The organism is Halobacillus sp. A1 (genome assembly GCF_024189295.1).
Lineage (GTDB): Bacteria > Bacillota > Bacilli > Bacillales > Halobacillaceae > Halobacillus_A.
On the sequence record NZ_JAIZEN010000008.1, the window covers coordinates 39,891 to 58,469 of the forward strand.

General features: G+C 42.4%; 16 protein-coding genes. 10 read left to right on the plus strand and 6 right to left on the minus strand.

What is annotated here, in order from left to right; translation table 11 throughout:
* Positions 1-641 precede the first annotated feature (641 nt).
* Positions 642-1,763 (plus strand): NAD(P)/FAD-dependent oxidoreductase, encoded by a 1,122-nt coding sequence (locus LF817_RS10365; protein ID WP_253935734.1) that lies wholly within the window; start codon positions 642-644, stop codon positions 1,761-1,763.
* A gap of 26 nt (positions 1,764-1,789) precedes the next feature.
* On the opposite strand, the gene LF817_RS10370 is transcribed toward LF817_RS10365, so the two are convergent.
* From LF817_RS10370 to LF817_RS10380, 3 genes are all read right to left on the minus strand, one after another.
* Positions 1,790-2,635 (minus strand): GAF domain-containing protein, encoded by an 846-nt coding sequence (locus LF817_RS10370; RefSeq protein WP_253935735.1) that lies wholly within the window; start codon positions 2,633-2,635, stop codon positions 1,790-1,792.
* Positions 2,636-3,587: 952 nt separating this feature from the next.
* Positions 3,588-4,250, minus strand: coding sequence for a type 1 glutamine amidotransferase domain-containing protein (locus LF817_RS10375; protein WP_253935736.1), 663 nt, complete (start codon positions 4,248-4,250; stop codon positions 3,588-3,590).
* A 79-nt stretch (positions 4,251-4,329) separates the two neighbouring features.
* Complete coding sequence (locus LF817_RS10380; RefSeq protein ID WP_253935737.1) at positions 4,330-5,784, minus strand: UDP-N-acetylmuramoyl-L-alanyl-D-glutamate--2,6-diaminopimelate ligase; 1,455 nt, start codon at positions 5,782-5,784, stop codon at positions 4,330-4,332.
* A 257-nt stretch (positions 5,785-6,041) separates the two neighbouring features.
* On the opposite strand from LF817_RS10380, the gene LF817_RS10385 reads away from it, so the two are divergent.
* Complete coding sequence (locus tag LF817_RS10385) at positions 6,042-7,532, plus strand: UDP-N-acetylmuramoyl-L-alanyl-D-glutamate--2,6-diaminopimelate ligase (RefSeq protein WP_253935846.1); 1,491 nt, start codon at positions 6,042-6,044, stop codon at positions 7,530-7,532.
* 38 nt (positions 7,533-7,570) lie between these two features.
* Here LF817_RS10385 and LF817_RS10390 read toward each other — a convergent pair whose 3' ends face one another.
* Positions 7,571-8,113, minus strand: coding sequence for an HD domain-containing protein (locus LF817_RS10390; RefSeq protein ID WP_253935738.1), 543 nt, complete (start codon positions 8,111-8,113; stop codon positions 7,571-7,573).
* Positions 8,114-8,223: 110 nt separating this feature from the next.
* Between LF817_RS10390 and LF817_RS10395 the strand changes: the two genes are divergently transcribed.
* Both LF817_RS10395 and LF817_RS10400 read left to right on the plus strand, forming a co-directional pair.
* The gene (locus tag LF817_RS10395; protein WP_253935739.1) at positions 8,224-9,168 is read left to right on the plus strand and encodes a bifunctional riboflavin kinase/FAD synthetase; all 945 of its coding nucleotides are present in this window, start codon (positions 8,224-8,226) and stop codon (positions 9,166-9,168) included.
* 28 nt (positions 9,169-9,196) lie between these two features.
* Positions 9,197-9,430, plus strand: coding sequence for a YuzB family protein (locus LF817_RS10400; RefSeq protein WP_253935740.1), 234 nt, complete (start codon positions 9,197-9,199; stop codon positions 9,428-9,430).
* A 978-nt stretch (positions 9,431-10,408) separates the two neighbouring features.
* Here the strand turns inward: LF817_RS10400 and LF817_RS10405 are convergent.
* Both LF817_RS10405 and LF817_RS10410 read right to left on the minus strand, forming a co-directional pair.
* Positions 10,409-11,974 (minus strand): MDR family MFS transporter, encoded by a 1,566-nt coding sequence (locus tag LF817_RS10405; RefSeq protein WP_253935741.1) that lies wholly within the window; start codon positions 11,972-11,974, stop codon positions 10,409-10,411.
* A gap of 20 nt (positions 11,975-11,994) precedes the next feature.
* Positions 11,995-12,414, minus strand: coding sequence for a MarR family winged helix-turn-helix transcriptional regulator (locus LF817_RS10410; protein ID WP_253935742.1), 420 nt, complete (start codon positions 12,412-12,414; stop codon positions 11,995-11,997).
* 190 nt (positions 12,415-12,604) lie between these two features.
* Here LF817_RS10410 and LF817_RS10415 point away from each other — a divergent pair, with 190 nt between their 5' ends.
* The 6 genes from LF817_RS10415 (at position 12,605) to uvsE (ending at position 18,556) form a co-directional block, all read left to right on the plus strand.
* Positions 12,605-13,450: an SAM hydrolase/SAM-dependent halogenase family protein gene (locus LF817_RS10415; RefSeq protein WP_253935743.1), complete on the plus strand. Its 846-nt coding sequence runs from the start codon at positions 12,605-12,607 to the stop codon at positions 13,448-13,450.
* Positions 13,451-13,524: 74 nt separating this feature from the next.
* A complete protein-coding gene (locus tag LF817_RS10420; RefSeq protein WP_253935744.1) occupies positions 13,525-14,316 on the plus strand; it encodes a DUF4362 domain-containing protein in 792 nt (263 codons plus the stop codon).
* A gap of 320 nt (positions 14,317-14,636) precedes the next feature.
* Positions 14,637-15,461, plus strand: a complete 825-nt coding sequence (locus LF817_RS10425; protein WP_253935745.1) for an aldo/keto reductase — start codon at positions 14,637-14,639, stop codon at positions 15,459-15,461.
* Positions 15,462-15,815: 354 nt separating this feature from the next.
* Complete coding sequence (locus tag LF817_RS10430; protein ID WP_253935746.1) at positions 15,816-16,418, plus strand: biotin transporter BioY; 603 nt, start codon at positions 15,816-15,818, stop codon at positions 16,416-16,418.
* 11 nt (positions 16,419-16,429) lie between these two features.
* Positions 16,430-17,428: a biotin synthase BioB gene (bioB, locus tag LF817_RS10435; protein ID WP_253935747.1), complete on the plus strand. Its 999-nt coding sequence runs from the start codon at positions 16,430-16,432 to the stop codon at positions 17,426-17,428.
* A gap of 177 nt (positions 17,429-17,605) precedes the next feature.
* Complete coding sequence (uvsE, locus tag LF817_RS10440) at positions 17,606-18,556, plus strand: UV DNA damage repair endonuclease UvsE (RefSeq protein ID WP_253935748.1); 951 nt, start codon at positions 17,606-17,608, stop codon at positions 18,554-18,556.
* Positions 18,557-18,579: the final 23 nt, after the last annotated feature.

Genomic DNA, 18,579 nt, shown 5'->3' on the forward strand with positions numbered 1-18,579 from the left:
ACTTTCACGGAAATGAAAAGCCTGTTGGATAGTTAGTTTTTCTAAAACAACCGGTTGAATGATTCTGCAAACGTTGGTACTAGAGAGTTTCTGCTTCTCATTTATTAGTTCCGTCTCGTAATATAAGTTAGGGGTTTTAGGAATGTGCGAGACTCCTACCTTTGAAAGCGGAAGCGCTTCGTTCAGCGGCGTATGGACTGGACTGGCGGAGATAAAGATAATTCAAAGAAAGATATAAGGGGGTTCGTTCATCTCATATCGATTGGTGTGGTTGGGAAGCTGCGAGACTCCCGTGGGAGAAGGATGTAGGCGAGATCCCACAGGGCTGCAAGCCCGAGGAAGCTCGCCACTTCCCCCACAGGAAAGCGAGTAGCTTCCCAACCATACCAGACTCTAATTACAGCCACGAACCCTGGTTATCTCGAAACTGAGTCTTAAAGTATCCTGCCAAATTGTTGAATAACTTATGAAAAATTAACAACGAGGTTTATTATAGTTTTTTAATTAAAGACAAGCAGCTGCTTGCGGTCGCTGAAGGTAAAAATAAAATTGCTGGGCTGATCGGGCGATTAGAAAAACCATCTTTTTTCTTGTAGAATGAGAATTGGACTATAAATCATAAGGGAAAAGGTGTTATTCCATTGAAATCATATATTGTCGTTGGAGCCGGTGTATTAGGTGTTTCGACCGCCTATCATCTGGCTAAAGCTGGAGTGAAGGTAACAGTAGTGGATCGGAAAGATATCGGTCAAGCGACCGATGCAGCAGCCGGAATTATCTGCCCATGGTTATCGCAGCGTAAAAATAAAGCCTGGTATGAACTTGCTAAAGGCGGAGCACGGTATTATCCCGCTCTCATTGAAGAACTCGAAGCTGAGGGGGAAACAAATACAGGTTATAAGCGAGTAGGTGCGCTGCGTCTTCATAAGGAAGATGAGAAACTTGAGGAAATGCTGGAGCGGGCGCTCGAACGTCGTGAAGCGGCACCAGAAATGGGAGAAATCAAACGTCTCACTAAAAAAGAGACGAAAGAAATGTTTCCTCCATTAGATGAAGAGTACGGTTCAATTTTCATTAGTGGAGCGGCGAGAGTTGATGGACGTGCGCTGCGTGATGCATTGATCAGGGCATGTGAACGAAAAGGTGTAGAGTTTGTTCAAGCAGATGCGCAGTTAGATGTGAACGGGTATCAAATTACAGGAGTTAAGACGAAAGAAGGTACGATAAAAGCCGATCAGGTTATTGTGACTACAGGAGCCTGGGCTAAAGAAATGGTGCTTCCTCTAGGTGAGGAATTTCTCGTGCATCCGCAAAAAGCTCAAATTGTCCACCTGGAACTTCCAGATACGAATACAGAGGAATGGCCCGTAGTCATGCCTCCGACTAATAAGTATTTGCTCTCCTTTGATGGGGGGCGGGTGGTTATCGGGGCTACCCATGAAACGAAGGAAAAGTTCGACTCCCGTGTTACGGTCGGAGGACTTCATGAAATTTTTCATAAAGTGCTGGGAGTGGCACCTGGTTTAGGTAAGGGGACTATGGTAGAAACAAGAGTAGGATTTCGTCCATTCACTCCCAACTCTTTACCAGTGTTCGGCCCCTTGAGAAATTATGAAGGCCTTTATTTAGCGAATGGACTGGGGGCGTCCGGCTTAACATCAGGACCTTATATCGGTGCGGAATTAGCCCGCTTAGTTCTTGGACAGCAGACAGAGCTGGACTCGAACAATTACCGCATAGATTTAGCTTTATCTGATAAATAAGCAGACCGGCGTTTACGCCGGCCTGCTTATTTTTTTACAAAATGGTAACCGATTTTATTCAGAGCTTGTTCAAGAGTAGTCGAGATTACTATATCTTTGAATTTGGATCCAATCTTTACTTGGGCCATGGCCATATCCGGACGGACACCTGTCAGTACTGGCTTAACCCCCATAAGTTCTAAAGAGTGGATAACATCAAATAAATGATTGGAGAACAGATCGTCAAAGCTGACAAGGCCTGATAAATCAAATATGAAGTAATCCACTTCTTCTGTATGTACCTGCTGAAGTACGGATGGAAGTAATTTGTCAGCTCGGTCTTCATTCACAATGCCGACAAGCGGTAAAACGACTACCCCTTCTGTGATTGGAACGATAGGTGTTGAAAGCAGCTCTACCTGCTGCTTGGTTTGGTCGAGATTGACAATAAAACTAAAAACCTTAGCTATAGATTTCAGAAAAGCTATTTGCTCCTTTGTAAATTCAATGGGATCAGGGTCCATTACACATAGCGTACCAAATACATGGTTGCTCTTATCGTATATTTTAACTCCGAGGAAAGATTTCACACCTAATTCTTGCGCCAGGTTCATATGGGCGGTGGCTTCTTCTTCGCTCAGGTTAGAGGTGTTGAATTGCTGTTCCCCTGTTTCCATAACAAATTGACAATAAGAGTCTTCGTAATTGACTTGCAGGTCATTATCGACAATCGATTGAGAACGATTATAAGATTTCAGGACCTGCATGTATTGAGGCTCTTTTTTGGCTATGTAAACTGTATTTACTCCTAAAAAAAAGCTGATTTGATGTAGAATATCATCTGCTGCTTCCTCCAGGGATCTGTACTGCAGGTCGTTTGCGAAAGTGTTCATTTCTTCTGCCCCTCATTAAATCATGTAGTTCCACTATAACAAGTCACATGAAATTTTTATAATATAATATAATTTTAACAAACACTAGAATACTTTCAAAAATTTTGCACTCTATCAAAACTATGCTCAATGATACTAATGCACAATAGAATGATGCTAATATGTCTTTTAAAAATTATGTTAAAGCCTGTAGTTGGTTTTCATATGAGAGTTATTAAACTATATGGCAGGATTATGGAAGACTTGATTTCGAGACATTTGGTGAAAGGATCAGGGCGGCGGGGAATGGCTCGCTTTCCGTGGGAGCGCGTTGAGCCTCCTCAGACTTCGTCTTCCGGGGTCTCACCAAGCACTCTCTTCCCACAGGAGTCTCACCATTCCCCGCCGCCCCTTCCTATATATGCGCTTCTCGAAATTCACTTGACATGAAAACTTTTAATTAAAGAGGGAGAATAACATTCCAGTGCAACGGTTAGAGTGTTCTATTTTAAAACTCCACAATTTTAATTTAGTTTACTTGCCTATATCTCCGGCAGCTCATTCCAGTTCATACGAAGTTAAACGTATCGCTTTCGCTTTTAAAAATGGAGTATCGCAGTTCCCCAATCCTCGATACGGAGTAAGCGAGAAAACGTATCGCTTTCACTAAGAAGAAGCGGTTTTCATCTCTCTGTTCTTTCGGATTAAGAGCTTTATAGCAAGGTTTTGCAGCCTGAGACACTTGCATCGAGAAACTTATATGGCATAGGGGCGGAGGGAAACGGTGAGACTCCTGGGGGAGGCTCACTGCGCTCCCACGGAAAGGGAGTGATTTCCCGGAGCTCTTCCCGCTGTTAAACATAACGGAAACAGCACGGACATCTCGAAATTGAGTCTTCCTCTAAAATGAGCTTATATGAATATCAAAAAGGAAAAAGAGCTGATGTGATAGACACATCAGCTCTTTTTCCTTTTATTGACCTAATACTTTGATAAACTCTTTGGAAACTGCAACAGTTGACTGAGGATTCTGCCCAGTGATGAGGTTGCCATCGACTTCAACATGTTCAGACCAATTAGGGGCGGATTGGAAGGTAGCTCCCAGTTCTCTCAGCTTGCTTTCAAGTAAGAAAGGCATATGCTGATCGAGAGTCGTATCAACCTCTTCCGCATCGGTAAATGCGTTGACGCGTTTACCTTTTACGAGCGGCTCCCCGTTAGATAAAGTAGCTCCTGTCAGAGCTGATGGTCCGTGACATACAGCAGCAACTACTTTGTCGGATTCATAAAAATCACGAAGCAGTTGTTGAAGTTTTTCGTTATCTGGAAAATCAAACATCGTACCGTGCCCGCCTGGCAGGAAGATGGCATCGAATGAATTAGCAGAAACTGAATCAAGAGGCAGTGTATCTTCTAAATACGTTTTTGTGTCCAGGATTTCGGTTGGTTCATCCTCGCTCACGCTGTTAGGGTCAACAGGGGACTGCCCCCCTTTAGGGCTGGCTACAGTGATTTCATAGCCGTGTTGTTTAAATTCGTTATAAGCTTCACCGAATTCAGACAGCCAAATGCCTGTCGGCGTATCTTCATTAATTTTTTCGTGGTTTGTAACGACCATTAATACTTTTTTAGACATTGAAATTACCCTCCTGAGATAGGTTTGGTTTCACTGTCCTCTATTTCCCTCGATTTAAAAATATCAAACGTAAAACCTATCATTCAGTATTCTTGGAAAGGAAAAGCTGAATGCATTCCTTGTCCGATTGGACGGAATACGCATAGGTTTGCTGGTAGGATTGATGGCCTTTTCCAGTAATGGCGACCCAATCTCCTTCTTCGGATAGGCGGATAGCCTCTTCAATGGCTAAAGTACGGTCTTTCATAATTTTCCCCTTATCATTACCGTACTCGTTCTGCAGTTCATTAAGATGCTCAATCATTTCATTTTCAGGAACGTTATTTAAATCATCCAGTGTGAGAATATACTGATCGCTTATTTCTGCGCTGATTTTGATCATTTCTTTTCTCTTATCCATATCCTTTTGGCCCTTGAATCCAAACACATGCACGAGACGCCCTGTCTTGGAATCAGAAGCGGTTTGTAAACAATTCAAAACGGCGTCGGCGGTATGGGCATGGTCAATGACTGTAGTAACTCCGTTAGGAAGCCGGTAAATATTAAAACGGCCTTCTACTCCAGGGAATTTTTCAAGAGAATCAATAATGGATTGGCGTTCTCCAAAAAAAGCTTTAGCAGCAGCATAAGCAATCGTGGTATTATACAAGTTATGATAGCCTGGTATAGGAGAGACTACTGGGAACTTCTCTCCATTCTCTTTTAAATGTACAGAGTATGGGTGAGTAAGGTTCAGCTCGTTCATCTGGAGGTCGGCATTTCTCGACTCTCCGAACGTATAAATGTTCATGCCTTTTTGGTGAAGCTCTTCTGCTAATTTTTCTCCATAGAAGTCATCGACATTGATAATAGCTGTACCATTATGCTTCAGTTTATAAAAAAGCTGTTTTTTTGCTTCGAAGTAATTGTCTAGACTGCCATGATAATTAAGGTGTTCATTGGAAAGGTTAGTAAATAGGCATAAATCAAATTCTATTCCTTCTAAACGGTACTCGGCCAATCCTTGCGAGGAAGCTTCCATAATGACGACATCATCCGTACTGTCAGCAAGCAATTCATTTACTCGCAAAGCATTTGGTGTTGTATTGTTCGTCTCGAATTTTTCGCCATTTACAATGTTTTGAATTGTACCGATAAGTGAACAAGAATAGCCTATATCTTCTAGCACGTGCTTGACCATATAGCTGGTTGTAGTCTTGCCATTTGTCCCTGTTATCCCAATCATTTTTTTTCGGTGTGAAGGATTCTGATAGTAAATCGCTGAGACTGTTCCCAGCGCTTTTTTACTATTTTGAACTTTGATATAAGGAATCGGGCACTCAGGAGCGTCTTTCTCTCCTATTATTGCGGAGGCTCCTTTTTTAATAGCGTCTGTAATGTAACTGTGACCATCTGATTGATAGCCTGTAATGGCAATGAAAATGTAGCCAGGCTCCACTTCTGATGAAGAGTCTGTCAAACCCTTGATTTCTGGATCAGCAAGAGGTTTTTCGTTTTCAAAGGGTATATTCTCTAGGAGTTGGTTTAATTTCATTAATGTATGTTCACACCTTTTTTCTTAGGTAGAGTAAAGTATATTTTGTTCAAAAGCTATCTTATCAGAATATAAAGTGGCTACGTTAATTTTAAGTGAAAATGATTATATTGATTCATGCAGAATATAGGTAAATAATGGGCTTTTTAAAAACATAGAGTATGCCCATAATATAAATAGATGAAATTCTGCCCATGCTGGTACTTGCCAAGTGACGACTGCTTAAGCTAATAAACACATAAGTGGGGAAGAAAATGATGAAAATTGAATTCAATCAAGTATACCATATCGGCCTTAGGTCTATTTATGGTCCTGGTACACAAACCATCTCAAATCTGATGTTCCACTCAAAATATGTAGAAAGAGGATCGGTATTTTTCAGTATTCGAGGAGAAAACCAGGATGGTCATGAGTTTATCGACGAAGCGATTGCGAACGGGGCTGTTGCGGTGATAGGGGATCATGACGAACATCTGGAATCATTAAGCCGCAGTTATCCTGAGTGTTCATTTGTGTTAGTGGAAGATGTAAGGAAAGCTATGGCCTATATGTCCAAGCATTTCTACAGCCGGACAGATGAGAAACTGTTAACCATCGGGGTAACAGGTACGAACGGGAAGACGACTGTGTCAGCTTATGTCCGCTCTTTATTGAATCTTTTAGGAAAGCCGACAGGTCTGGTCGGAACGACAGGGATTTGGAGCTCCAAGGAGAAATTCAACTATAAAAAAAGTACGCCTACTACTCCGGAAGCGGTTGATCTTCATCACATTTTTTCTTTACTAGATCAGCAGGGAGATGTGGCTGCTTCTATGGAGGTTTCCTCGATTGCACTTGACCAAAAGCGTGTGGAAGGAATTACGTTTGATGTAGCCATTCACACAAATTTCTCAGAAGAACATTTAGAATATCATCAAACGATCGATCACTATAAAGCATGTAAGCTGAAATTATTTGAGCAGGCAAAATGTGCCGTGGTGAATGCAGATGACGAAGGTATGGGGAAAGAAGTCCTTGAATTATTTGAGGGACCGAAAATCACATACAGCTTACTTGAGGATTCAAATGCTGATTTGAAAGCCTCTCATTTAGAGGTTGGGGAAAAAGGGTCTTATTTCAAGTTGGATTATAAAGGGGAGACTTGTCAGGCTTTTGCCCCTGTATATGGGACTTATAATATCTCAAACGTACTTTCTGCTATCGGGGCTGCTTTGCATTTCGGGTATTCAATAAAAGAGATTGTTGAAGTTCTCCCGCAATTGAAAAGCCCCGAAGGAAGGTTTCAAGTGATTCAAGCAGAAAACCATCCGAAAGTCATTTTAGATTACGCCCATACACCTGTGGCTTTAACTAGACTGGTCGAAGAAGTGAAAAAATTAAAATACAATAAGCTCATCGTTATGATTGCCGGTATTGGCATACGTGATTTTAAAAAAATGCCGAAGATGGCAGCCATGATTGAAGGAAAAGCCGATGAAATCATCGTTACCGTAGATCACCCTGGATTTCATGACCCTCAAATCATTGTCGATCAGGTGATGGCTGGATTTAAAAACCCAGATGCTCAAAATATCCATACAGCGTTAACGAGAGAAGAAGGAGTAAGGAAATCCCTTCACCTTGGACAAGCCGGCGATATTATTCTGCTGACAAGCGGGTGCATCAATAATGCTCAAATCATTAAAGGGAAAGAAATCCCGCATTCTGATGAAGCTATCATTGAAGCGCATTATTTACAATCCTCATAAAAAAAGAAGCCGGAAGCTGTTTATTAGAGCTTCTGGCTTTATTTGTTCGAGAAAAATCTTTGCACTGCATCTGAGTAACTTGTGAAGAACGAGGGAGCTTTTTCCTCGAGGCCTGTGTACATATTGTTTTCGACTGATTGATAGTACCACTTTTGCAAATCGTAGCCAGCTTTGAAATAGGACCACACGGCTTCTCCAACGATGTTGTAGTGTTCTTCGATTGAACGGAGATTATCCAGCTTATCCGCAATAATAAGAGATTTTACATCTATGCTGCTGATTCTTACCGTTTCAATCGTGTGGGCTTTTCTCTCATACCAGGACTTGGTTTTATCTTCGGTGTGGGCAGCGACGAGGCTGCGAACGCGGGAGCCGAATTCTCTTTCAATATCTTCAAGTTCATAAGGCGTGTCTTCAACTACATCATGGAGATAACCCGCACAAACCAGTTCTTCGCTGCTGCCTGCTTGCTTCAAGGTTTCTGCGACTCTGATGGGGTGGACGATATAATCTTCATTGGAACTCTTTCTCTTCTGCCCTTGATGTGCTTTAACAGCAAAAGCTTCAGCTTTACTAAGCATTAATAGCACTCCTTTCATAAGTGTATATGCAGATTAGTTGAGTGTCAGTCAGGATGGTTATACTATAGAAAATAGGGTATGTACGAACGTAAAAAGGGGAGTATAGAGATATGGAAACGATCGAAGTGACCGCTTTACCACCAGCTAATGAAAAACCGACGATTTTATTGATAGGTAAATTTGATGGACTTCACATTGGACACCAGCAGCTTCTGGACCAAGCGAATGCTTACCGGGAAAATGGTGAAGACGTAGCCGTGTTCGGGTTTTCTGACCATCCACTATGGGTGCTGAAGGGTGATCCCGCCTATGAAAAATCTCTATCTTCCTTTAAAGATAAGCTGCAGATGCTGAAACGTGCAGGGGTTGATCGTTATTATAATATCTATTTTACTAAAGAATATGCGCAAATCACACCAGAACAATTTGTGAATGAACAATTAACCCAGTTGAACATCAGCCGAGTTATTATTGGGGAAGGATTTAAATTCGGAAAAGGCAGAAATGCAGATGCAGAAGGGTTGACGGAGCTTTGCAAAGAGCACCGCATACCTGTAACCGTCCTTCCCCACGTAAGCTTCAATCATGAGAAGGTCAGCAGCACTAAGGTTCGACAACTAGTAGCCGGCGGGCAGATGGAGGCCGTGCAGGCGCTCCTGGGACGTCCATTTGAAACGACAGGCGTTGTTGAAAAAGGGGAACAGCTTGGGCGTCAGCTTGGATTTCCTACACTGAACTTAGGTGAAATCGAAGAGTATGTGGAGCCGAAACCAGGCGTTTACCTTGGAGTTGTCGAGGTGCATGATGAACAGGTATCTGCACAATATTATTCATTGATCAGCGCAGGATATCGACCTACTGTCAATGGCCAAACTTATAAAGTCGAAGCATACCTTCTCAATTTTTCAGGTGATTTGTATGGAAAAAAGGTAACTGTAAAATATTTGCGGTTCATGCGCGGAGAAGAAAATTTCAATGGACTTGATGCACTTGTGGAACATATGCAGCATGATGAACAGCAGGCTCGCGAGATTTTGGGACTAGCAGCAGAGTAAAGGAGAATGACCGTATGGGGTAGTCGTCGTGGAAATTTGTGACGGGAATTTGATTAACGAGATCGATGTTGAATCGATTATCGAAGCTGAGTATCCGGACGTAGCCGTGCTTATGAATGAGTGCCTTTCCTTTTGCGGGTTGTGTGCCATAAAGCCATACGCAATGGTCAATGGTACCCGGGTTTTTGCCAATACTCCTGAGGAAGCTCTTGAGAAAATCCGGACTAAAATCGAAGAGGAATTGGCATTTTATGCTGAATAAATATAGGAAAACGGCTTAATTAACAAACAAAGCGCTTGGATATTAAATTCCAAGCGCTTTGTTTGTTAATTTGTCATGTTAAACTAAAGCTCCCTTTAGTGGAAAACTCAGTTTCGAGACATAATGAGAATCTAGGAGCTCCGGGAAACTCTCCGGGGTCTCACCTGTCCCGCTCCTCCCCCCCAGGAGTCTCACCGTTTCCCTCCGCTCCTCGGCCAAACATGTATCTCGAAACCGCTTCAAGAAAAAGCAAACATTTCTTTTAGTACGCAGATTCTCTGTCCAAGTGTCTCAGGTTGCAAAACCTTGCTATAAAGATCTTAATCCGAAAGAACAGAGTGATGAAAACCGCTTCTTCTTAGTGAAAGCGGTACTTTTTCTCGCTACTTCGTATCGAGGATTGGGGAACTGCGATATTCCATTTTTAAAAGCGAAAGCGCTTCGTTCAATTTCGTATGAACTGGAATGAGATGCCGGAGATAAAGAAACAAGAAGAACGAGGAATTCGATGATTCCTTACCGCACAGAAGTGAAGGAAGTCTCCTCGTAGCTATGTGTTGAGTTGAGAAAGGATTGGAATGTCTGAATTTTCTTATCAACCTTGCACAGGAAGGCAAGTAAACTAAATTAAAATTGTGGAGTTTTAAAATAGGACAATTTAACCGTTGCACTGGAGTGTTATTCTCCCTCTTTAATTAAAAATTTTCTTATTAATTGGATTTCGAGAAGCGCATTTATAGGGAGGGGCGGCGGGGAATGGGGAGACTCCTGTGGGAAGAGAGTGCTTGGTGAGATCCCGCAGGACGGGACGTCCGAGGAAGCTCACCGCGCTCCCACGGAAAGCGAGTCATTCCCCGCCGCCCTGTTCCTCTCACCCAATGTCTCGAAATCAAGTCTTCCACTATCCTGCCAGTTAGTTTAAGAAAAATTCTTCATAAACTTTACTTTGTTTTCAATATAAAATGACAACTGCCTATCTTAAGAGCTTATTTTTTCTTCCTTTTTTGCAGGCTGGTTCGTCATACGCAGTGGTATTTCTTTTAAAAATAATATTAATACCCATGCCCCCAGTAAAATGAAAGTCCCGAATAAAAAGGAACCGTTGAGCGCCTGACTTAACACCTCACGCATGGAAAAAATCATTTGTTCGAATTGAGCACTTGGAACTTCTGAGGTTTCTGCTAAAGAACTAATCTGATTAGGATCCATCAACACTTGAGGATCCTGTAACTCTGATGCCTCTTCGAAATCATTCACTGCATTTACATTAGCCATTTCTCTTCCCATAATCATGTTCATGATCGAACCCATGATGGACACACCCATCGTACCCCCGGCTTGACGAAAAAACTGAGAAGCTGATGTTGAAACCCCAAGATACTGATGTTCGACCGCATTTTGCACCGTCAAAGTCAGTACCGGAAAAGTCAATCCAAGGCCAAGACCCACAAAAACCAAGTTCCGCACGACTCCTGTCACCGTAGTTTCCACGGACATGAGAGACATAGAAAACATACCTCCTGCCATAATCAACAACCCAGCTATCGCAAAAATTTTATACCGTCCGGTCCTTGTAATGAGCTGGCCGCCGATTGTACTCGTTAGAACCATGCTCAGCATCATCGACATCATGATGAATCCTGTTTGTGTAGCTGAGATGCCGAGGACTCCTTGGATAAAGAATGGCATGTACATAATAGCTCCGAACATTCCCATCCCCATCAACAGCCCGGCCATATTAGATATGGAAAAGATGCTGTTTTTAAAAAGGTGGAGAGGGATGACTGGGTTTTCTGCTCTTCGTTCAACTACTATGAAAGCCGCAAGACCGATTACCGACCACGTAAACAGCCCTATAATAATAGGTGAGCTCCACGCAAAGTTTTGTCCCGCCCAGGAGAAAGCTAATAACAAAGGGATGATCGTCAAAGTAAGAAGGACCGCCCCAAGGAAATCAACCGTTTGCTTCTCGCTTTTTTCAGGGTTAGGGAACATCTTCCATATCATGATAAAGGCTACAAATCCAAAGGGCAGGAAAACCCAGAACACCCAATTCCATTGCCATGTATCGACAATATAGCCGCCGAATGTGGGTCCGAATACGCTGGCCAATCCAAATACAGACCCCATCATACCTTGCCATCTCCCACGTTCCCGCGGTGGAAAAAGGTCACCGATCGCTGTGAATGAAGTGGAAATGATCATTCCGCCGCCAAGCCCCTGAATCGCACGGAAAATAATGAGTTGATAGATATTGGCAGATAGGCCGCATAGTAAGGAGGCGACGATGAAAATTCCGATGCCTGTAAGAATAAAGATCTTCCGTCCATATGTATCAGATAGTTTCCCGACGAGTATGGCAGTTATACTTGAAGCCAGCATGTATATAGTAAAAACCCAATTGAAATATTTCATCCCGCCAATATCAGCTACGATGATCGGAAGTGCCGTGCCGATGATGGTTTGGTTCAAAGCAGCAAACAGCATAGCCGCCATGATAGCGATCATGATGGTTACTTTTTGTCTTTGTTCTAGATGCTCCATACATTGTTCATCCTTTTATTTTATAAGATATTAAATATCCTTATAAGTTCTTCGATTTCTGAAATCGAGAGTTTCTCGAATCGCTCCTGCATATATTGTGTTCTTTTTTCATTAAGAACAAAGAATACTTCTTCTCCATGCTCCGTAAGCTCAAATATCACTACACGACGGTCGTGTTCTGAACGTGTACGTGTGATCAGCCCTTTATCAGCCAAGCGGTCCATAATCGTTGTAGCATGGCTGTTAGAGACATTCAACGCTGCTGCGAGCCGAGAGACGTTTTGTTCGCTGTTTTCATGAATGGCACGTAAAAAGGCGAATTCACTGCCTGTGAACCCTTCCCCTAAAAGCTCGTTAAACTCGCGTCTATACTCTCTAATAAAACTGCGCATCGTGCTTTCAAGCTCAGTAATTAAACTCATTTTCTCTTGATTGGACATAAATCAGCCTCTCCCCAAATAAACATAACTACATTAATAGTAAACCTGGTTAACTAATTTGGCAAACAGTCAGAATTCCTCAAAATTAGAGCATAGGGTCGAACGATTGTCATTGAGTTTTGTGGGAAAATTCTGTATTATTACTTTAACTATAAGTTCAATTTGACGCAGTCCAGTTGGAGGTTACATCATGAAAAAAGCTTTAGTAATACAATCAGATTTTGGAATCAGTGACGGCGCCGTTAGTGCAATGCACGGTGTAGCGAACTCTGTAGACCACGACCTGAAAATTTTTGATCTCACCCATGACATCCCCCCTTATGATATTTGGGAAGCTTCCTACCGTTTATGGCAGACGATCACCTATTGGGCTGAAGGAACGGTGTTTGTATCTGTAGTCGATCCAGGAGTCGGTTCTACTAGAAGAAGTATTGTTGTTAAGACCGGATCGGGCCATTATGTGGTCACGCCTGATAATGGATCGCTTACACATATTGCCCGTACGGAAGGCATAGTGGCCGCCAGGGAAATTGACGAAGAAATTAACCGACTGCCTAAATCAGGAGAATCCTACACTTTTCATGGACGCGATATTTATGCCTATACAGGTGCAAGGTTGGCTTCAGAGGTCATTTCTTTTGAAGGAACAGGACCGCAAATACCTGTCGAAAGCATCGTGAGGCTTCCAGTCAAAGATGCTCAGCTCGAGGGGAATCTCGTAGAAGGTATGATCGATATACTTGATATTCGCTTCGGGAATTTATGGACAAACATCAGCCGTGAGCTGTTCAAAAAGCTGGAAATTCCATATGGCGGGACGATTGAGGTGGAAATTCAGCATGGAGGCCGTACGATTTATCAAAACGTCATGACGTTCGGACGCTCATTTGCAGATACTCATAAAGGTGAGCCTCTTGTTTATATTAATTCTCTGGATAATATGGCTGTAGCGATTAACCAGGGTTCCTTTGCTAAAGCTTATGGAATAAGGACAGGCTCCAATTGGGTCGTTATTTTCCGGAAAAGAGAGGGTTGAATGGAGCAGTCATAAAAAATCCATTTGTCTGTCTCGACAAATAGGTTGAGGTGAATGCTATGAGGTTTTACTTGGTGAGCCTTCTAATTTTCCTGGCAGCAGGCTGTTCAGTCCAAATTGCGGGTATTTCAGACGAGTTTAAAGGGTATAATCAGCAGGATCATAATGTAATCGAAAGTCATGGCCAGATAGACAATCCACAGTATTTAGATGAATTCATTCGAAGTGTGGATCAAGGAGAAGATGCTGAGGTGAGAATAGTCAGTTACACCTCAGAAGGGGATCCTGTTTTTAAAGATTTGAACTTTAATGGGGAAGAGATCGAATACAAACTTGATACGACCCAGGATCAATTTGGTGCCGATAAAGTTTCAAAAAAGAAGTGTGAAGAAATCAATAGAATTGACCGTACGAAAGAGACGATTTATGAAGTGAGCTGCGGGGAAAACACTTCGCCTATTGATCTGCTTACTATTGATTATGATGCCAATCGTCAGGACTCCTTCGAAATAGATTTCTCTTATGATAACGGAAACCGCGTAAACATAAGCACGCAGAAACAATCGTTAACCGTCCAGTCAGATGAAAATAGCATCACACAAAACGGATTTCAATTTACCGAAGCCCAGCTGAACCAAATTTATAAATTACTAGTGTTAGAAAATTATATGGAAGAGAAAGATTTAAGCGCGCGATGCAGCCAAAATCCTGATTATTCTATGACTGTAACAATCAATGGGGGCCAGCGTGTTTTTGAATGGTCGGATTGTGACGAAGGCGCAGATGTAGCGGACATGACGCAGATGGCTGAGCGCGTCATTGATATTATAGAAAAAACACAATCCTATCGAAGCGTGTTCGAGTAAACTCTCGTCGGAGAAGCGGGGGTTATTTTATTTGCATTGATTTTTCATTTGCTTTCGATAAAGAGAGAGAGTTGAGTCAGAGCAGCATCGTTGCACTCTTATGAAAAATCATTAACAACGCTGAACAAAGTTTTTCATTCTACCCCATAGGTGAGGTGATTTTTTGGTAAATCTGTAAAGCTTTAAATATACTTTGCAGTCCCCCTTGAAATCGCTCCTCATAATAGACCAAGCAAGGCAAGCAGAATGAGAGCCAGACCCCTCTCACCTGTGCTACACTACCTCTGTAACCTTTTACAAAGAAAGGAAGAGATTCAATAATGAACACAGTAAAACTGCATGACAAAATCGACATGCCCCAGCTGGGATTTGGCGTATGGCAAGTAGAAGAGAAAGACGCAGTACCTGCTGTTACTAAAGCGATTGAGACAGGCTACCGTTCGATTGATACGGCTGCGATCTATAAGAATGAGCGTCAGGTCGGCGAAGCGATTGCGAAGAGTGATGTCCCTCGTGAAGATCTTTTCATTACGACAAAGGTTTGGAATGCCGATCAAGGTTATGAAAATACGATAAAAGCTATGGATGAAAGCTTAGAAAAATTAGGGCTGGATTATGTGGACTTGTATTTAATCCACTGGCCGACTCCGGATTTTGATGAATATGTGGAAACGTATAAAGCGTTGGAACAGCTCCAGAAAGACGGAAAAACGAAAGCGATTGGTGTGTGTAACTTCAACATCGATCACCTTCAGCGTCTGTTGGACGAATGTGACGTTAAGCCTGCAATCAACCAGGTGGAATGCCACCCGTTCCTAGCGCAGAATGAGTTGAAAGAATTCTGCCGCGAGAATGGTATTCTTGTTGAGGCATGGAGCCCGTTGATGCAAGGTGGAGAAGTTCTTAAGAATGACGCTGTCCAAACGATTGCCAAGAAGCACGAGAAAACACCGGCTCAGGTCATTATCCGCTGGCATCTGCAAAATGACACAGTAGTTATTCCTAAGTCTGTGACACCTTCACGAATTGAAGAAAATTTTGATGTATTTGATTTTGAACTGACTGAGGAAGATATGGCACAGATTCATGAACTGGATCGCGGCGAACGTAAAGGCCCTGAACCAAGTGAAATGAACCATAGATAATGAGAACAGGACGCCGTTTTGGGCGTCCTTTTTTTTATTTGTATATATTAAACGTCATAGGTGATTTTTTATCTTTTCAAAAAAGATATGACAGGATTGTGGGAGACTAGCTTCGAATCTCTGCTGTTCAGTCAGTAATGATTAGAGGAAGGTGGTTTTTAGGAGTCTTTGGCGGGATAAGTTTTAGAAAATGAAATCGTTCAAAATACAACTGCTTATAAGAAATTTTAAGAGGGACGCTAAAGGGCGTTCTTTTTTTATGTTTATTCGTTAACCATTTAAAATTTAAGTTGACATATGGAAGCATTTTCTTCTATGCTAGTTTTATAAAATGTAGAGGAGAAGAGGTTGATTATGGGACAAAAAACGAGATACAGTGCATTTGAATTAACGATGGGGAGCCTATTCGTAGCGATGATGGCCGTCGGTGCCAATATTACGACTATTGCACCCTTTATGGTAATAGGAGGCGTTCCGATTACGCTGCAAACATTTTTTGCTATATTAGCCGGTCTTATTCTTGGCAGCCGGATAGGCGCTTTATCGATGTTTACTTACTTACTGTTAGGGCTGGCTGGAGCTCCAGTTTTTGCTCAATTTAAAGGAGGACTTGGGACAGCGATCATGCCTACGTTCGGCTTTATACTATCCTATATTCTCATTGCTTACATAGCTGGTAAAATGGTCGAGCGTAAACGCACCCTGCCTTCTTACATCACCGCTGCGTTAGTGGCGATGGCGGTCAATTATATTATTGGAACCAACTGGATGTACGCTGCTTATGTATTTTGGTTTGAGGCACCTGAAGGGCTGACTTATTCACTCGTATGGGCATGGATGGCCGTACCATTGCCTAAAGATATTGTTTTGGCGGTCTTAGCAGGAGTGCTGGCGAACCGTCTGGAAAAAAGTGTCCTTCGCAACAGTTCATTTCGTAGAAGTCAAAAAATCGCCTGAGGTGGGATCGTATGACAAATTGGAATGTATTAGCTGAAAAGGTACTCGAGGGGAAGGAACTCACGGATAGGGAAGCTCTGTCGGTTCTTGAAAGTCCAGATGATGAAATGCTGGACTTATTACATAGTTCGTACCAGGTTCGAAAACATCACTACGGAAACAAAGTGAAACTGAATATGATTATCAACACAAAATCTGGTTTCTGTCCTGAGAATTGCGGGTATTGTGCGCAATCGCGAGATTCCTCAGCCCCGATTCAAAAATACAGGATGATGGATAAAGAACAAATTTTACAAGGGGCAGAGCAAGCGCACCGGTTGAAGTCAGGAACATATTGCATTGTAGCCAGCGGACGAGGCCCTTCCAAAAGAGAACTCGATATCGTGACTTCTGCGGTGGAAGAAATCAAAGATAAATATGACATGAAAATCTGCGCCTGTCTTGGTTTATTGAAGCCTGATCAGGCTCAACGTTTAAAAGAGGCGGGAGTCGATCGTTATAATAACAACATTAATACTTCCGCAAATCATCACGACAACATCACAACGAGTCACTCTTATGATGATCGGGTAGAAACAGTCAACCACGTAAAAGAAGCGGGGATTTCGCCGTGTTCCGGTGTGATTGTAGGAATGAAAGAAACCAAACAAGACGTCATAGATATGGCCCGTGCTCTAAAAGCGCTTGATACTGATTCAATTCCAGTCAATTTCCTGCATGCGATTGACGGAACCTTACTCGAAGGAACCAATGAACTTACGCCGACATACTGTTTGAAGGTGCTTGCATTATTCCGGTTTATCAACCCTTCAAAGGAAATCCGGGTTTCTGGCGGTCGAGAGGTCAACTTGAGAAGTCTCCAGCCTCTGGGTCTATACCCGGCAAACTCCATATTCGTCGGAGATTATTTGACTACAGCTGGACAAGAAGGGACGAAGGATCATCAAATGTTAGAAGATTTAGGGTTTGAAGTTGATTACGTTACAGAGGAAGAGACGGTAAATAGATAGGATCGAGGGCGCATAGTGCGCCTTTTTTTTGTGTTTTTAAGCCTTATAGAACATGGGTGCCTCCATGCTAAGCGACTGCCACACCAAAAACCTCTCCAACGTGCTTATGAGCTTTTAAAATGAATGGGGAAAGGGAAACATACAAACCAATGACCTGTTTGAAAGGGAGATTGCTTAATGAGAATACGGTTTGGTTATGTGGCAAATGCTTTGAGTTTATATGAATCTACACCCGCAAAAACAATGACATTTTCAAGATACCAAAAGCTTTCAAAAAACGAGCGTGACGAACAATTGGAGAGAATTATAAGAACGAATATAAAAAATACACAAAGAGCTCTGTATTATAACATTGCTCATCAAATTCCCCTCTACCGGTTTTCCTCATCTATAGTGCCGTTAGCTACACACGATGAGGTGGATTTTGATTACATTACGCCTTTTAAGGAAGAATATGAAAAAATTGGACGCCTGGTTAAAGAGCATGGCTTGCGTACGAGCTTTCATCCTAATCAGTTCACGCTTTTCACAAGTGATAAGCCTCATGTGACGGAAAACGCTGTAAAGGACATGGAGTACCATTACAAATTGCTTCAAGCTATGGGACTGGAGAAAGAAGGGCTTATCAACATTCATGTGGGAGGAGCGTACGGTGATAAAGAGAAGTCAATTTCCCGCTTCCATGAAAATTTAAAACAGCTTCCCGATACTGTCAAAAAGCAGATGACACTAGAAAATGATGATAAAACGTATACTACAGAAGAAACACTCACGGTTTGCGAAAAAGAGGGTATTCCCATGATGTTCGATTATCACCATTATATGGCGAATCATGATTCGCACGAAACGGTGAGCCATTTGCTTCCGAGATTCTTTGAAACCTGGCAGACGATGCCTCCAAAAATCCACCTTTCATCTCCAAAGTCCGAATCAGCTTATCGCAGTCATTCCGATTTTGTAGATGTAGAGTTTATCAAACCTCTTCTTAACGAGTTGAAATCTCTCGGTCAGGATGTCGATTGTATGATAGAGGCCAAAGAGAAAGATCGAGCTTTATTGAAGCTGGTAGAGGATATCTCATCCATTCGAGGAGTGAAGCGTGTAAGTGGGGGAAGTGTACAATTATAAAAAAATCGCCGCGGAATCCCGCG

Bases quoted from the DNA above. Each gene is read 5' to 3' on its own strand.
- LF817_RS10370 (WP_253935735.1), bottom strand. From the start codon at position 2,635: ATGAACACTTTCGCAAACGACCTGCAGTACAGATCCCTGGAGGAAGCA.
- LF817_RS10375 (WP_253935736.1), bottom strand. From the start codon at position 4,250: ATGTCTAAAAAAGTATTAATGGTCGTTACAAACCACGAAAAAATTAAT.
- LF817_RS10390 (WP_253935738.1), bottom strand. From the start codon at position 8,113: ATGCTTAGTAAAGCTGAAGCTTTTGCTGTTAAAGCACATCAAGGGCAG.
- LF817_RS10395 (WP_253935739.1), top strand. From the start codon at position 8,224: ATGGAAACGATCGAAGTGACCGCTTTACCACCAGCTAATGAAAAACCG.
- LF817_RS10405 (WP_253935741.1), bottom strand. From the start codon at position 11,974: ATGGAGCATCTAGAACAAAGACAAAAAGTAACCATCATGATCGCTATC.
- LF817_RS10380 (WP_253935737.1), bottom strand. From the start codon at position 5,784: ATGAAATTAAACCAACTCCTAGAGAATATACCCTTTGAAAACGAAAAA.
- LF817_RS10425 (WP_253935745.1), top strand. From the start codon at position 14,637: ATGAACACAGTAAAACTGCATGACAAAATCGACATGCCCCAGCTGGGA.
- LF817_RS10430 (WP_253935746.1), top strand. From the start codon at position 15,816: ATGGGACAAAAAACGAGATACAGTGCATTTGAATTAACGATGGGGAGC.
- uvsE (WP_253935748.1), top strand. From the start codon at position 17,606: ATGAGAATACGGTTTGGTTATGTGGCAAATGCTTTGAGTTTATATGAA.
- LF817_RS10385 (WP_253935846.1), top strand. From the start codon at position 6,042: ATGAAAATTGAATTCAATCAAGTATACCATATCGGCCTTAGGTCTATT.
- LF817_RS10415 (WP_253935743.1), top strand. From the start codon at position 12,605: ATGAAAAAAGCTTTAGTAATACAATCAGATTTTGGAATCAGTGACGGC.
- LF817_RS10410 (WP_253935742.1), bottom strand. From the start codon at position 12,414: ATGTCCAATCAAGAGAAAATGAGTTTAATTACTGAGCTTGAAAGCACG.
- bioB (WP_253935747.1), top strand. From the start codon at position 16,430: ATGACAAATTGGAATGTATTAGCTGAAAAGGTACTCGAGGGGAAGGAA.